Here is a 13922-nt window from a genome sequence, read left to right on the forward strand (position 1 = left end):
TCAATAACGGGTGATCGTCTCATGCAAGTTGAGGACGACACGGCAGACGCTGGTCCAGGCGGCGAGTTCAGGCAGGTCGCCGGTGGGGGCGGGGCGCAATCCGGTGGTGAGCAGCTTTTGAGCGTCCTCAGGGGCGGTATGGTAAACCTGGCGCTGGCTCTTGAGAAAGCCTAACAAACTTTGCGTTTCGGCGGATTTGGGTTTGCGGCCGAGGGTGCGGAGGAAGATTTCCTCTAAACGGATTTCATCACTTCCCGCAGGCAGCTTTTCTGCCAGCGTGCGGGCAGCTTCGACGAAGGTGGGGTCGTTGAGCAGGGTGAGGGCCTGTTGCGGGGTGTTGGAGACATTCCGGGTGGCGGTGCATTCGTCACGGGCAGGCGCATCAAAATTAGCCAGCATGGGGTGCAGGAAGGTGCGCTGCCAGTGCATGTAAACGCCGCGCCGCCACTGGCGGTCATCGGTGCTGGCGATGTAGTCGCGGCTGGGAAACTGGAGGTTCTCATAATAACCGCCGGGCTGGTAGGGCTTCACGCTGGGGCCGCCGATGTCCGGATTCAGCAGACCGGCGGCGAAGAGGGCGTTGTCGCGCACAAATTCAGCATCCAGACGGCGCGGATTTTGGAAAGCCAGGAGGCGGTTTCCGGGATCCAGGTCCTGCAGCTCAGGCCGGGTGCGACTGTCCTGAAGATAAGTCTGGCTGGTGACGATGAGGCGCATGACGTGCTGGATGTCCCAGCCGCTGTCGCGGAACTCCACGGCCAGCCAGTCGAGCAGTTCGGGATGTGTGGGCGTCTCCCCCTGGGCGCCGAGGTCATCCACCGCCTGAGAGAGACCGTTGCCGAAGAACTGCTTCCAGAGGCGGTTGACAAAGGTGCGCGCCGTTAGCGGATTTTCCGAAGAAGTGAGCCAGTTGGCAAGGTCCAGGCGGGTCTGCCGGGGGCCGTCCACGGCTGTTTTCCCGGTGAGGAATTGAGGTGGCGAAGGAGGGCAGATTTCTCCGCTTTCATCCATCCAGTTGCCACGCGGCAGGCGGCGGATGGTGAGGGGCTCTTTGACCGCGACAGTGACCTGGGTCCAGGCTTTGCCATCATTGCACTCCAAGGCCTGGGCATGGATGGATTTCCAGGCCGCTCGCGCGCCGGGAGAGGCGAGCCCGGATTGCTGCATCCAGGCGCGGGCCATGAGCGGAGAGGGGGAGTCTTTCTTTAAAGCGGCAGCCAGGGGCTGAACCCAATCTTTGGCCAACGGCGCAGGCGGGGCGATGGAGGACAGGCCGATGCGCAAATTTCCAGCGCTATGGTTAGGCAGGTTGACAATGAAACTCTCACCCGCTTTCAAGCGGACGGGTTGATCCATGAGCCAGATGGAGGAGTGCAGGGATTTGGCCATTTTACCAGAGGTTTTCCAGCCGGTGGAAATGCCGGGGATCTCAGCAGTACCCGAATAACGGGGCTCCTTGAGCGGGGCATCAGCGTGAAGAACCGCTATGGTGGCATCCTTCTTGTTCCCGGCTGCACGCATGGCAAAGGCGGGCACTAGCGTCATACCGCTGCTGCCGCCATTGATCTCAATGCTGTCCTGATGCGAGACATGTGGCAAAAGTTCAAGCCGGACTGCTGCGATGCTGACTGGCTCTGTGGCTGTGAAACTGAGGGTGGTTTTCTGGGCAGCTTTGCCGCTGATGAGGAAGCTGCCATTTTCCCCAGACGTGATGGTGGATTCATCCACCGGTTTGGGAGCGTTGGGTTTAGGCTTGGGGGCAGGACCCTTGCGGGCGGGTGGGGCAATGGCGGTGGTGGCCTGGGCAGGGAGGGTGAACCAGGGGTCCGGGCGTGTTTCCAGTGCGGCCAGGGTTTCTTTTTTCCAGGCTTCCACCTGCTCAGGCGGAGCGGCGCGCAGGGACTTCATCGCCGTGCGGTGCATTTCAGCATTCAGCTTTTTTAGACGGGCTTTCAGATAAGGGCTGTCCACCTGGATCTCAGGCGGGAAGGGGTGCTCATTGCTCCAGCCCGTCAGCTCTTCCACGGGGGTATAACGGTAGCTGGCATAGATGCCAAACTGCTTCACATCCGCAAAGTAGGCAGACATGGAATAGAAGTCGCGGGCCGTATAGGGGTCAAACTTATGGTCATGGCACTCGGCACAGCCCAGGGTGGCACCCATCCAGGTTCCGCCAACAGTGCGCACGCGGTCAGCCTGGTATTTGGCCAGGTATTCCATGGCCTGGCCGCCGCCCTCGCGGGTCATCATGTTAAGCCGGTTAAAACCCGTGGCCACAAGCTGCTCCTGGGTGGGATTGGGCAGCAGGTCGCCAGCTAGCTGCTCACGGGTGAACTGGTCAAACTTCTTGTTAGAATTAAATGCGGCGATGACATAATCCCGATAAGGGAAGTTACGCTGGTTCTGGTCGCCATGAAATCCCACCGTGTCCGCAAAGCGGGCCACATCCAGCCACCAGGTGGCCCAGCGCTCACCAAAATGAGGTGATTTTAAGAGGCGGTCCGTCGCCGCTTGAACGGCCTGTTGCGGATTGCTGGCGAAGGCTTTTTCGAAAGCGGCTGAATCCTTCGGGGTTGGTGGCAGGCCGATGAGATCCAGGCTGAGGCGACGGATGACCGTGCGGGCATCGGCCAGCGGAGAAGGGGTGATCTTTTTGGCCTTTAGGGCGTCCTCAACATAACCATCCAGCGGATTTGCAGTTTTGCTGGCAGGCAGTTCCGGCTTTTGCAGCGGGGTATAGGCCCAGTGGGGCTCGTATTCGGCCCCTTGCCGGATCCATTCCGCCAATGTTTCTTTTTGGGTGGCGGTGATGGTCTTTTTTGATTCCGGGGGCGGCATCACATCGTCTTCATCATGGCTATGGATGCGCTCCATGAGGCTGCTTTTTTCCGGCTGGCCGGGCGCGATGGCTGACATTTCCAGGGCAGCTTCACGGACATCCAGGCGGAGGTCCGCCTCGCGATGATTTTTATCCGGCCCGTGGCAGGCAAAACAGTTATCGGAAAGGATGGGACGGATGTCCCGGTTGTATCTCAGCTTTCCCCTGTCCGCTGCCTGGGCGGCAGAGGCAAACAAAGGCAGAAAAATAAGCAGGCGAAGTGTCATGGAATGAGAAAATAGTCTCTCTGTTTATACGTCGCCGGGCGAGTCCTGTTTTCGGGCCAGCATGGTGTCCGCTGCTTTACAACATGGCTATTGCAGGCAGCCCACCGTGCAGATGTCCATGAAAGTCATGATTTTTAACGATCAATGAATATTTCAATCTCTGGGGTGGTCTATTCCTGAACAACTGCTTTTCCCCCCATGAAAACTGCCGATTTACCCTTTTCTGTTCTTGAAGTCCTGGAGGCGCGTTTTGCACCTGCAGGTCTGGTCTCATTAAACCTCACCGCTGCGGGTGCGCTCTCCATCACCGGAGATGCGCAAAACAACGACTTCATTATCACGGAGTCCGGTGACCAGTGGACCATTTCCTCACTGCCGGGAGGAACGACCGAATTCAGCCTTAACGGTGGTGCTGCGCAATCCGTTCTGACCTTTGATGCCCCCGATTCCGTGAAAGCCACTCTGGGAGGCGGAAATGATGAAATGGTGCTCGACGGGGTTTTGATCCCGAAGACACTGAATATCAATACGGGGGACGGAGATGATATTGTCGAGCTGGCCTCCGCCAGCATTTTTGGAACGACCAAGGTGGTGATGGGCAACGGCAATGATCTTTTCACCGCAGGCGGTGAACTTTACTTTGCCAAGGGGATGAATGTGAATCTTGGGAAGGGGGCCAATACATTTGATGTGAGTGCCGACACCCTGCTTTCCGATGGAAACATTTTGGCTACAGCCGGCGGCACCGCCTTCGAGGGGCAGTTGTTTGCCTTTAGCACAGGGATTGGAGAAGTGAACGGCAGCCTGACGATGCGTACCACCACGGCCAGCTTCACGGACTTTATCGTTGGTGATTTTGGTTCCGATTCCCTGGTCGTCACCAAGGCCATGACTCTGCAGTCGGCAGCTGGCGAAGACATCGTCACCCTGCGGGGGGACCTGTTTGTAGAAGGGGTCTTCTCCATGCGGCTGGGCAATGGCAACAATTCAGTCGTGACCACAGACCTGGATGAACTGGGTGCCAGCGGGCTCACCTACAAAGGCGGCTCAGGGGTGGATTATTTCCTTCTGGAAGCGCGGGATGTCGTTGTGGATGGTCATTTTGCATTCACCGGCGGTGCCGGGACTAACACCCTGGATCTGTTCACCTCTGAATACCTCGGCATCACGAAAAATCTGACCTACAAAGGTGGAACTGGCGATGACACCTTCATCGTGGACGGTCCCACAGCCGTCGTGACCGGAACGGTGAGCATGGCTGGATCCAGCGGATCCAATTTCATGGGAATCAACGCGGTGGAAGGGGATTTTGGCAGCCTGCGCTACACCGGGGGTGCAGGTTATGACTTGGTGGACGTTGGAGAGTTTGAAGGAGGGTCTGACCTGATCAGCATCTATGGCCCTGTGTCACTAAGACTGGGGGCTGGAGACGCTGATGTACAGATTCTGCACGCAGATATTTTTGGAAATCTGACCATCACCACCAATGCCGCTTTTGGATTTGTTGATGAGGTCCGGCTTTTCGAAAGTGACTTCCGCGGCAATGTGAATGTGAACATGAGTGGCAGTGCGGACAGTTATGTAGAAGTGCGCAATGGCATCTTCGACCGTAATGTGACCGTCAGCACAGGCCGTGGCTTTGACGAAATCAGGTTCGATACGGATACGACAGTTCCGGGCATCTATAGCTGGTTTGACGGCTATGTCCGTATCAACATGGGAGCTGGAGATGACATCTTCTACGCCGGCAGCAATCCTGCCGTGGAAAACGTCGGCAATGACTTCAACTGGTATGTGGATGTCTATGGCGGAACTGGCTACGACATCGCCTACTTCATTGATCCTGTTTACAACAACGGCTTCAATGGCCCCGCACCCTGGGTTTCCAGCATTGAAGACCTGGCCTGATAAAACAAAGGAGTGAGACCTGAGGGCCTCACTCCTTCCCATCGTTTCTTTAACAGGGCATCTGGATTCATTCGGGTGCCCTGTTTTATTGTCATTGCTCAGGGCTCCTTGGCGTAGTCGGCAAAGGCTTCCGCAATCTTGGCCGCTTTTTCATCGCCCAGATGGAAGATGAAGCGGTGGCGAAGGGTGATTTTCTCACCCTTCTTCAAGGTGAACTCACCGGTCTCAGATTTCGGGTCCAGCGACTGAAGGCCAAAGGCATTGGCGGTGAAGAGGCCGTAGGTGCGGACATGCCAGGGAGTTGGGTGGCGGAAGCTGCTGGGGTGGTTCAGCATGGCGACGCCGACGTGCTTGCCGTCCACTATGCCGTGATAATCGCACCAGGTGGCGCGCTTGGCCCAGGCGTCAGCATCGGTCTGGCCTTCGCTGTTGATGATCTTGCCGCTGCCTGGGGTGTTTTTGGCCTTTTCGACCGCCATCTCGGTCGGGACACGGATGCTGATGCCGGAGTCTTTTTTGTCACCGATGAGGGTGTCGCCTTCGGTGGCGATGAGGTCAATGTCCACATCAATGATGCGGGTGTCACCCACGACCTTGAAGGTGTGACGGCGGACTTCTTCGAGGGTCTTTTTGCCGGTTGGGTCCACATAGTCGGAGACGGTGGTGAAGGAGGCTGTTTCGCCTTCCTTGATGTCCTTCAACTCGCGGTGCTTGATGGCACCGAGATGCTTGACGCGTTCTGCGTACTTTGGGTTTTTGCTTTCGCCAAAGGTGGAGGCTTCTGCCCAGGTGTCATAGCCGCCAATGTTTTCGTGACCGAAGCACAGGCCGCGATGATGGGGATGGTCATGCTGCTCGCCTTCGATCTCCTTCATGGGATAAGCGCGGGTCATGGTCTGGCCGCCAGGGCCGATGATGGGCCAGAGATAGGGCTTATTGGCCTGATCGACGACGTGTTCTGTGAAAAATTGACCGTCAATTTTCACAATGGCTCCACCGGGAGAGGTTTTTTCCACGGTGAAAGTGGCTGCGGTGGAACTGAGGCTGAAAGAGCCAAGCAGAAGGGCGGATAAGAGGGGCGTGAACTTCATGAGTGAATGTGGCACAAGGACATAAACCAACGTCTGTGCAATGCATATTCTTCCGGCATCCATTCATCATTCCGTGATGGCGGACGGCTCATTTCTGAGTAAGCAGACTGCCCTTTCATTTCTTTGACCCCCTATGGCCGGCTTTTTCAAATCCCTGATTCAACGCTTTACCAAACCCGACATTGACTGGGATGACCTGGAGGCGGCGCTCATCGCCGGTGATCTGGGGCCGAGATTGAGTTTGCAGATCGTAGATGAACTGAAGGACAAAGCGCGAACGCTCCACGGCGCGGACATTGTGCAGGTGACCCGTGAGCATATCCGTAAGATCCTGCCGGAAACCGCGCAGCCGCTGACCCGCCTGGACGGCAAGCCGAAGGTGGTGCTGGTGATCGGTGTCAATGGCACGGGCAAGACCACCTCGACGGCCAAACTCGCGCATCTCCTGCACAAAGGCGGGCACAAGGTGGTGCTGGCGGCAGCGGACACTTTTCGCGCGGCGGCGGTGGAGCAGTTGGAAGTCTGGTCCCAGCGGCTGAACATCCCGATGGTCAAAGGGCCGCCAAATGGCGATCCCGCCTCGGTCTGTTTTGAAGCCTATGACCTGGCGGTAAAAACAGGGGCGGACTTTCTGCTGTGCGACACTGCAGGCCGCCTTCACAACAAGCACAACCTGATGGAGGAGCTGAAAAAGATCCATCGTATCCTGGGCCGCAAGGACAGCACTTCGCCACATGAGGTGCTGCTGGTCGTGGATGCGACGACAGGGGCGAATGCGCTTCAGCAGGCCCGCGAGTTTAACAAGATCATCAAGGTCACCGGCGTCATTGTGACCAAGCTGGATGGCAGCGGCAAGGGCGGCATCCTGGTCAATATCCAGCAGGAGCTGGGCGTGCCCACCCGTTACATCGGCCTGGGGGAAAAAGTGGAGGAATTCCAGGCGTTCGATTCCAAACGTTTTGTGGAGGAACTGCTGTGAGCATCGAACTGCCGCCGCTCATTGATGTGGTTTCAGATGAGCATTACATGCGGGAAGCTCTGCGCATGGCGCAAAAGGCCGCTCGTCAGGACGAGGTGCCCATAGGTGCGGTCATCGTGCACCAGGGCCAGATTATCGGCCGGGCCTGGAACCAGGTGGAGACGCTTAAAGATGCCACCGCTCACGCGGAGATGCTCGCGCTGACCCAGGCGGAAAGCGCTATGGAAGACTGGCGGCTGGCGGATTGTGATCTCTACGTTACCAAAGAGCCCTGCCCGATGTGCGCCGGAGCCATCATGCACTGCCGCATCCGCCGCGTCATCTTTGGCTGTGGCGATCCCAAAGGAGGTGCGGCAGGTGGATTCTGGAATCTGCTGCAAGCGCCGAATCTGAACCACCGAAGCGAGATCACGCCTGGCGTGCTGGCGGATGAAAGCGTGTCCTTGTTGAAAGCCTTCTTCGCCGAGGCACGCAAACGCAAGTCCCTGGGCCAGGTGCATGTGAAAGGCCTGAGCGGCCAGGCCACCGCCAGCGATGGCACTGTTTTTGACGGCCCTTAGCCGGGATTACTGCGTGGCAAACTTCGTCAGAAGGCCGCGCTTGCGGGTCACGCGCAGAATCCACAGGAACAGTCCGCCGGCGGCTGCCAGATAGACGAGGTTCAATGTGAAGGCCTGAACCAGCAGGGTGAGGTTCATGCTGCCGGTGCGCATCACTTCCCGCATGCCTTCGAAGATGTAGGTGGCCGGAAAGGACCAGGCGATGGGCTGGGCCCAGCCAGGCATGACCTCCACCGGATAAAACACGGCCACGGCGGGCTGGATGAAAAAGGGAACTGCCCAAGCAAGGGATTCGGCGGCCTGGCCCCAGCGCAGAATGAGGGCCGTGGAGATCATGCCAAGCGACCAGCCAAACAGCATCAAATTCAGGAAGAAGGGCACCAGCCACCACTCCAGGACAAAGACGTTAAACGCATAACCAAACCAGGCAATGGAGCCGAGGACGACACCGGTGATGATGATGCGCAGCACACCGACGGCAAAGGTCGCACCGAGGTATTCAGATGTGCGCACCGGGGCGACAAAGATGTTCAACAGGTTGCGGGTCCACACGTCCTCAAGAAAGGAGATGGCCACGCCCTGCTGGGCGCGGAACAGGATGTCCCAAAGGATCATCGCCCCCAGGAGGAAGAGGATGTAGTTGCCGAATTCATGCGTGGTGTTGTTCTGCAGGAAGAGGGTCAGGTTTCCCCAGACGAGCAGGTCCACCACCGGCCAGAAAACCATCTCCACGAGGCGGATGGGATTGCGGGTGTAGAGAAAAATGTAGCGCAGCACCAAGGCCCAAATGATCCTCAAATTCATAATCCGGTGTATCCTGAAAAGCTTGTATGTTTTGTTAACGAATCTCTTTTGTGAGCTGTTCTCAGGCCTCAAGATCACCGCTGCGGGCGATCTTGATGAAGACGTCCTCAAGTGAGTTTTCGGAGAATTTTTGCACGATCTGATCGGGTGTGCCTTCGGCCACAATTTTACCTTTGTGCAGGAAGATGACGCGGTCACACACTTCCTCAATGTCGCGCATGTTGTGGCTGGTGTAGAGGATGCCGATGTTGCGCTCGCTCTGGACGCGGCGGACAACTTTGCGGACCTTGTCGGCGATGTCGGGATCCAGGCTGGCGGTAGGCTCATCCAGCATGAGGAGCTCCGGCTCGTTGAGAAAGGCTTTGCAGAGGTTCACCCGGGTGGATTCTCCGGCGGAAAGCTGGCCGGTGACGCGGTTCCGAAGATCAGCCACTTCGAGGAGTTCGAGCAGCTCATCGATCTTTTTCTTGTGGTTAGGGACACCATAAATCTGGGCGAACACTGTGAGGTTTTGCCACACCTTCAGGTTTCCCGGCAGGCTGACGTAGGCGGAGGAAAAATTGGTCTTTTTCAGGATCTCGATACGGTTGGCCTGGAGCTCTTTGCCAAAGGCAAAAAGATCCCCGGAGGTGGGCAAGGTCAGCCCCAGCATGCAATTCATGGCGGTGGTCTTGCCTGCGCCATTGGCTCCCAGCAGGCCAAGGATTTCCCCGCGATGGAGCTTGAACGAAAAGCGGTCGAGAGCCTTCACTCCGTCAAAATCGCGGGTGAGATCACGGGCTTCCAAAATTACTTCACGCGTGTCGGGGGTGGACATGGGGTGCGCAGATTCGCTGGAATGGAAGGAAATGCAAGACGATGCACATTTTCTGCTGCGGCGAAATGCAACGGAGGCAGGGCAGTTCCGGGGAAGCCGGGAAATAAAATCAGTTGCCAGCGGCCCTGGGCACATTACCCGATGGGCTGATTATGATCGTTGCACCCAAGATCCGAGGTTTCATCTGTACCACCGCCCACCCTGAGGGCTGCGCCAAACACGTGGCGGAACAAATAGCTGTCGTCAAAAAGGGCGGCCTCATGGAAAACGGGCCCAAGAGGGTTCTGGTGATCGGCTCCTCCACCGGATACGGCCTTTCCTCCCGCATTGCGGCTGCGTTTGGTGCCAATGCCTCCACCATAGGTGTGTTTTTCGAGCGCCCCGGTGAGGATGACCGCACGGCGACCGCCGGGTGGTATAATACCGCCGCTTTTGAAAAAGAGGCCAAGGAGGCCGGTCTGTATGCGCGCTCATTCAATGGTGATGCGTATTCTGACGCGGTTAAAACAGAGGTCATCGCAGCCATCAAGGCCGACCTTGAGCAAGTGGACCTGGTCATCTACAGCCTGGCCTCTCCGCGCCGCACGCATCCGACGTCAGGTGAAGTCTTCAAGTCGGTCCTGAAGCCGATTGGCGAAATCTATACGAACAAGAATCTGAATACCACCACTGGCGTGGTGAATGAAATCTCCATCGAACCTGCCCAGGGGGATGACATCGCCCAGACAGTGGCGGTGATGGGCGGGGAAGACTGGGAAATGTGGATGGACGCCCTGCTGGCCGCCGATGCGCTGGCCCCGGGCGTGCAGACGGTGTCCTATTCCTACATCGGGCCGGAAGTGACCTGGCCGATCTATAAAAACGGCACCATTGGCAAAGCCAAGGAAGATCTTGAAATGGTGCAGCGGAAGCTGGATGAAAAACTGGCCCCGCTGAACGGCAAGGCCTGGGTATCCGTGAACAAAGCCCTGGTCACGCAGGCCAGCTCCGCCATCCCGGTGGTGCCTTTATACATCTCCCTCCTGTATAAGGTCATGAAGGCAGAGGGGACGCATGAGGACACCATTGAGCAAATGGACCGTCTGTTCCGGGATCGCCTGTATAGCGGCAATCCGCAGCCCGACGAAGCCGGACGCATCCGTGTGGACGACTGGGAAATGAAGCCTGCCGTCCAGGAGCTGGTGGGCAAGCGCTGGACCGAGGTGAATACGGACAACCTGGCGGAATACGGCGACTTCGCCGGATACCAGTCCAGCTTCCTCCGCCTCTTTGGTTTTGGTCTCGAAGGCGTGGACTATTCGGCGGATACGAATCCGAATGTGCCGGTGCCTTCCATCGGGGCAGCGGCGGCATAACTTCTGCGGAGTCTGCATTTCAAAAAAAACAGCGTGGCCAAAAGCCACGCTGTTTTGCTTTCACCGCAGATGGTGAACAGCCTCAATAAATCATCGTATTGTCCGGTGCCGTGGTCTCTTCAGAGTTGGTGACCTTGATGACGGGGACGGTCTGGTCGCCCTCTTTCTCATAACTCATGATGCCAGAAATTTTCACCCAGGTCATCTCTTTGAAATCGGGGGCCTTCTCGCCAAAATCGACCGGTATGGAATAAGGACGGGCATCGGCGGCACAGCATTGGACCAGCATGCGGAAGATGCGCAGGCGGTGGCCGTTTTCATTGTTGACCTTCTCCGGCAGGACCTGGGCGGTGGTCTCGATGGCCTGACCGGTAATGACGCGCTGAACTTCGATGTCACCGCCGGTGTAATAAATCTCCGGCACTTCCAGAACGAACTCACCTTTGCTGTTTTGGGGCACCTGCTGCTTCAGATCTTCCAAAGTGAAGCTGCCATAGCTCTGGGCTTCTTTGGCCGGAGCCGCAGATGCGGCTTTGGCCACGGCTGCGGGATCATTAAACTGCTCCGGTGGCGGAAGCGGGGTGTCCGGCATAGGGGTCACAACCGGCATGGCGCGGGCAGGTTTGGACGCATTGCCCCGCAGGGTAAACTCATCTGCACGGGCCGTGGAATTATAATTTTGATCGTAAACGCCTTTGTTCATCACCGCCGCAGCGCTGAATCGGTCCGGTGTATAGATGGCCGCCCAGGTGATGGGGGCGAAGAGGATCAGGATGGCGATGCCTCTGCCCACCCAGCCGCTCTCCGCCAAGATGCCATGCCCATGGTCATGGGTATGAGCAGCCGGTTTTGCGTGGTCATGGGAATGATCGTGTCCGCAGCCTTCGCTGTGTACATGAGCATGTTCGTGGTCATGGGGGTGATCATGCCCGCAGCCTTTACTGTGTACATGAGTATGTTCGTGCACATGGCCGTGATCATGCCCGCAGTCTTCGCTATGTGCATGAGTATGTCCGTGCTCATGAGAATGGTCGTGCCCGCATCCCGTTTTGGCGGCATGACCATGGCCATGGCCACAGCCGCCCTGGCCATGGTCATGCCCTTCGCAAGCGGCATCTTCCACACCCATGGTCAGCAGATTAAAGAGGCCCATGATGGCCAGGCCGATGCCGGTGACGAGTACCATGGGACGGAAGATGCCGTCACCCGGGAGGTATTCATTCACCCGACCCGTGTAATGGAAGTACAACAGCACGGCACTCCAGACGAAAAGGAGTGCGATGCTGATGAGTTGAATGACAGTGCGAGTTCCGCTCATGGTTTTGGCAACGGGGTTTGCAGAAGTTGAATGAGGTCCATCCAGGGGTTAGCCAGCAGGGCAATCAAAAGGAAAGTGCCCAGCAGCATGGCGATGACCATACGACGCTTGAACACGGCAGCATACATGAACATGAGCTTGATGTCCATCATGGGTCCGAAGACCAGGAAGGCGAGCTTGGCCGCCATGGAGAAGGACGCCATGGGGGCGGCAATGAAGGCATCCGACGTGCTGCATAGGGACAATACGAACGCCAGGCCCATGATGGACGGGATGGCCAGCATGCTGTTCCCGGCCACCGAATCCAGCAGGCTCTGGTCCACCTGGGTATTGAAGACGGAGGTGATGATGACGCCGATGGTGAAATACATCCCCGTATCCAGGAAGTCCCCCATGGCAGTGCGGAAGGCATGGACGAGCTTGGCGTTGAAGGTGGTCTTGGGGGCGTGACCGTGGGCGGCTTCGGCGGCGGAGTGCTCAATGCTGTCGGCGACGCTCTTTTTCAAAAGCTGCGCCGGTCTGAAGCGCAGCACGATGAGACCCACGGTGACCGCCACCAGATAGCCCAAGGAAAGACGCGCAATCGTCATGCTGGCATTGCCCAGGGTGGACCAGCCGGTGATGTTCTCGAATTCCTTGAAGGCCGTCAGGGTGCTCACCGCCACGATGGGATTCATGATGGGGGCGGAAAGCATGTAAGAGAGCGCACAGGAAAGCGGGAGGCCCTTTTTCACCAGCCGCCGGATCACCGGCACAACGGCACATTCACAGACGGGAAAAATAAGACCGAGAAAGCCCGCCACGAGGGTGGACAGGACCTTGTTCCTGGGCAGTACGCGCTCCAGCAGCTTGGCTGGGAGGAAGGCATCGATGAGACCGGACAGCAGGGTGCCGATCATGATGTATGGAGCCCCTTCAAAAAGGATGCTCAGGAATGCCATCAGGACATCGCCAAAGGGGCTGGGTTCGGGCAGGGCGGCTAAAATCATTGGTGAAGCCTTTAAACGTGGCTGGCCACCCGGTTCAAGCGGGAAACATTCATCCTGAACAATTCCAGTGAGGGAAAAGACAACCGAAGCGCGTCAGTCCACTTTACCGAGTCCGGCCTCAGGATCCGGCTCCAGAAAGCCGAGTTCGACAAAGAACTCGTCCATGGCCATCAGGGTGGCCTCATACATCTCAAAGGAGAGATTGAAATTGAAGAAGCCGTGGCCCTGGCCTTCAAACTCGATGAGGCGGCAGAAATTCTTCTTTTTGGAGGATTTTTTGGCAAACTCATACGTGCCAGCAAAGGGCACCACGCGGTCCGCCGTGCCGTGCATGATCAGCATGGGGGGCAGGCCGGGACGGATGGCACGGATGAGGTTGGCATCCTTGGCCACGCCCGCATCTGGAAAACGCTCCAGGCCGAAGCCTTTCTTCGAGGTGTCCAGTACTGGATTAAATAGCACGATGGCATTCGGCGCAGGGCTGCTGTCCAGAATGTCCGCAGGATCATCAAAGCCATTGAGCATGGCCGCTGAAGTGATGGCATGGCCGCCGCCACTGCCGCCGATGCCGACGATCTTGCCAGGATTGATGCCAAGCTCAACCGCATTGAGGCGGATCCAGCGCATGGCCGAGCGCGCATCCGCGATAGCCTCCAGCGGGCCACCCCGGTTGCGGTTGGTAATTCGATAATCAAAGGCCATCGTCATCATGCCGCGTGAGGCAAAATAAACGCAGTGAGGTGCAAACTGGGCAATCTGGCCATTGTCCCAGCCGCTGCTGAAAAAGAAGGCGGCGACGGATTTGGGATATTGCGGTGCTTTATCCGCCTCCGGCTCCCAGATGTAAACAGGAAGGCTGATATCACCGACGGTCTTATAAATCTCTTCACGAGCCGTCTTGAGAAGTTCCCGATTTCGGTCGAGTGGGAGTGTGCGTTGATGACCTTCGCCGAGAGATTCCATGTGTGCGTGTGGCAGAATTGTGACTCTTGCGAA

General features: G+C 57.4%; 11 protein-coding genes. 4 read left to right on the forward strand and 7 right to left on the reverse strand.

From position 1 onward, the window contains the following. The gene (locus WJU23_RS11135; protein ID WP_346332641.1) at positions 1–3105 is read right to left on the reverse strand and encodes a PSD1 and planctomycete cytochrome C domain-containing protein; all 3105 of its coding nucleotides are present in this window, start codon (positions 3103–3105) and stop codon (positions 1–3) included. A gap of 198 nt (positions 3106–3303) precedes the next feature. Here WJU23_RS11135 and WJU23_RS11140 point away from each other — a divergent pair, with 198 nt between their 5' ends. Next, a complete protein-coding gene (locus WJU23_RS11140) occupies positions 3304–5013 on the forward strand; it encodes a hypothetical protein (RefSeq protein ID WP_346332642.1) in 1710 nt (569 codons plus the stop codon). A 98-nt stretch (positions 5014–5111) separates the two neighbouring features. Here the strand turns inward: WJU23_RS11140 and WJU23_RS11145 are convergent, their stop codons facing one another. After that, entirely contained in the window at positions 5112–6104 is a 993-nt protein-coding gene (locus WJU23_RS11145) for a PmoA family protein (RefSeq protein ID WP_346332643.1), read from the reverse strand. A 133-nt stretch (positions 6105–6237) separates the two neighbouring features. Here WJU23_RS11145 and ftsY point away from each other — a divergent pair, with 133 nt between their 5' ends. Both ftsY and tadA read left to right on the forward strand, forming a co-directional pair. Continuing rightward, entirely contained in the window at positions 6238–7083 is an 846-nt protein-coding gene (gene ftsY, locus WJU23_RS11150) for a signal recognition particle-docking protein FtsY (RefSeq protein WP_346332644.1), read from the forward strand. Continuing rightward, positions 7080–7643, forward strand: coding sequence for a tRNA adenosine(34) deaminase TadA (gene tadA / locus WJU23_RS11155; protein WP_346332645.1), 564 nt, complete (start codon positions 7080–7082; stop codon positions 7641–7643). Before ftsY ends, tadA begins: the two co-directional genes overlap by 4 nt. Positions 7644–7649: 6 nt before the next feature. Here tadA and WJU23_RS11160 read toward each other — a convergent pair whose 3' ends face one another. After that, complete coding sequence (locus WJU23_RS11160; protein WP_346332646.1) at positions 7650–8447, reverse strand: ABC transporter permease; 798 nt, start codon at positions 8445–8447, stop codon at positions 7650–7652. Positions 8448–8508: 61 nt separating this feature from the next. Next, positions 8509–9264, reverse strand: coding sequence for an ABC transporter ATP-binding protein (locus WJU23_RS11165; protein ID WP_346332647.1), 756 nt, complete (start codon positions 9262–9264; stop codon positions 8509–8511). A gap of 152 nt (positions 9265–9416) precedes the next feature. Between WJU23_RS11165 and fabV the strand changes: the two genes are divergently transcribed. Continuing rightward, on the forward strand, positions 9417–10619 hold the full coding sequence (gene fabV, locus WJU23_RS11170; protein ID WP_346332648.1) for an enoyl-ACP reductase FabV: 1203 nt from the start codon (positions 9417–9419) through the stop codon (positions 10617–10619). A gap of 82 nt (positions 10620–10701) precedes the next feature. Here fabV and WJU23_RS11175 read toward each other — a convergent pair whose 3' ends face one another. The 3 genes from WJU23_RS11175 to WJU23_RS11185 all read right to left on the reverse strand — a co-directional run bounded on the left by WJU23_RS11175 (position 10702) and on the right by WJU23_RS11185 (position 13889). After that, entirely contained in the window at positions 10702–11937 is a 1236-nt protein-coding gene (locus WJU23_RS11175) for a hypothetical protein (protein ID WP_346332649.1), read from the reverse strand. Continuing rightward, positions 11934–12926 (reverse strand): permease, encoded by a 993-nt coding sequence (locus tag WJU23_RS11180; protein ID WP_346332650.1) that lies wholly within the window; start codon positions 12924–12926, stop codon positions 11934–11936. The genes WJU23_RS11175 and WJU23_RS11180 overlap by 4 nt, the downstream gene beginning before the upstream one ends. A 93-nt stretch (positions 12927–13019) precedes the next feature. Beyond that, positions 13020–13889, reverse strand: coding sequence for an alpha/beta hydrolase (locus WJU23_RS11185; RefSeq protein ID WP_346332651.1), 870 nt, complete (start codon positions 13887–13889; stop codon positions 13020–13022). Positions 13890–13922 lie beyond the last annotated feature (33 nt).

The organism is Prosthecobacter sp. SYSU 5D2, assembly GCF_039655865.1.
Classification (GTDB): Bacteria; Verrucomicrobiota; Verrucomicrobiia; order Verrucomicrobiales; family Verrucomicrobiaceae; genus Prosthecobacter.

What these genes read in the sequence shown, in the direction of transcription:
- WJU23_RS11135 (WP_346332641.1), bottom strand. Translation starts at nt 3,105, where the DNA reads ATGACACTTCGCCTGCTTATTTTTCTGCCTTTGTTTGCCTCTGCCGCC.
- WJU23_RS11140 (WP_346332642.1), top strand. Translation starts at nt 3,304, where the DNA reads ATGAAAACTGCCGATTTACCCTTTTCTGTTCTTGAAGTCCTGGAGGCG.
- WJU23_RS11145 (WP_346332643.1), bottom strand. Translation starts at nt 6,104, where the DNA reads ATGAAGTTCACGCCCCTCTTATCCGCCCTTCTGCTTGGCTCTTTCAGC.
- ftsY (WP_346332644.1), top strand. Translation starts at nt 6,238, where the DNA reads ATGGCCGGCTTTTTCAAATCCCTGATTCAACGCTTTACCAAACCCGAC.
- WJU23_RS11160 (WP_346332646.1), bottom strand. Translation starts at nt 8,447, where the DNA reads ATGAATTTGAGGATCATTTGGGCCTTGGTGCTGCGCTACATTTTTCTC.
- WJU23_RS11165 (WP_346332647.1), bottom strand. Translation starts at nt 9,264, where the DNA reads ATGTCCACCCCCGACACGCGTGAAGTAATTTTGGAAGCCCGTGATCTC.
- fabV (WP_346332648.1), top strand. Translation starts at nt 9,417, where the DNA reads ATGATCGTTGCACCCAAGATCCGAGGTTTCATCTGTACCACCGCCCAC.
- WJU23_RS11175 (WP_346332649.1), bottom strand. Translation starts at nt 11,937, where the DNA reads ATGAGCGGAACTCGCACTGTCATTCAACTCATCAGCATCGCACTCCTT.
- WJU23_RS11180 (WP_346332650.1), bottom strand. Translation starts at nt 12,926, where the DNA reads ATGATTTTAGCCGCCCTGCCCGAACCCAGCCCCTTTGGCGATGTCCTG.
- WJU23_RS11185 (WP_346332651.1), bottom strand. Translation starts at nt 13,889, where the DNA reads ATGGAATCTCTCGGCGAAGGTCATCAACGCACACTCCCACTCGACCGA.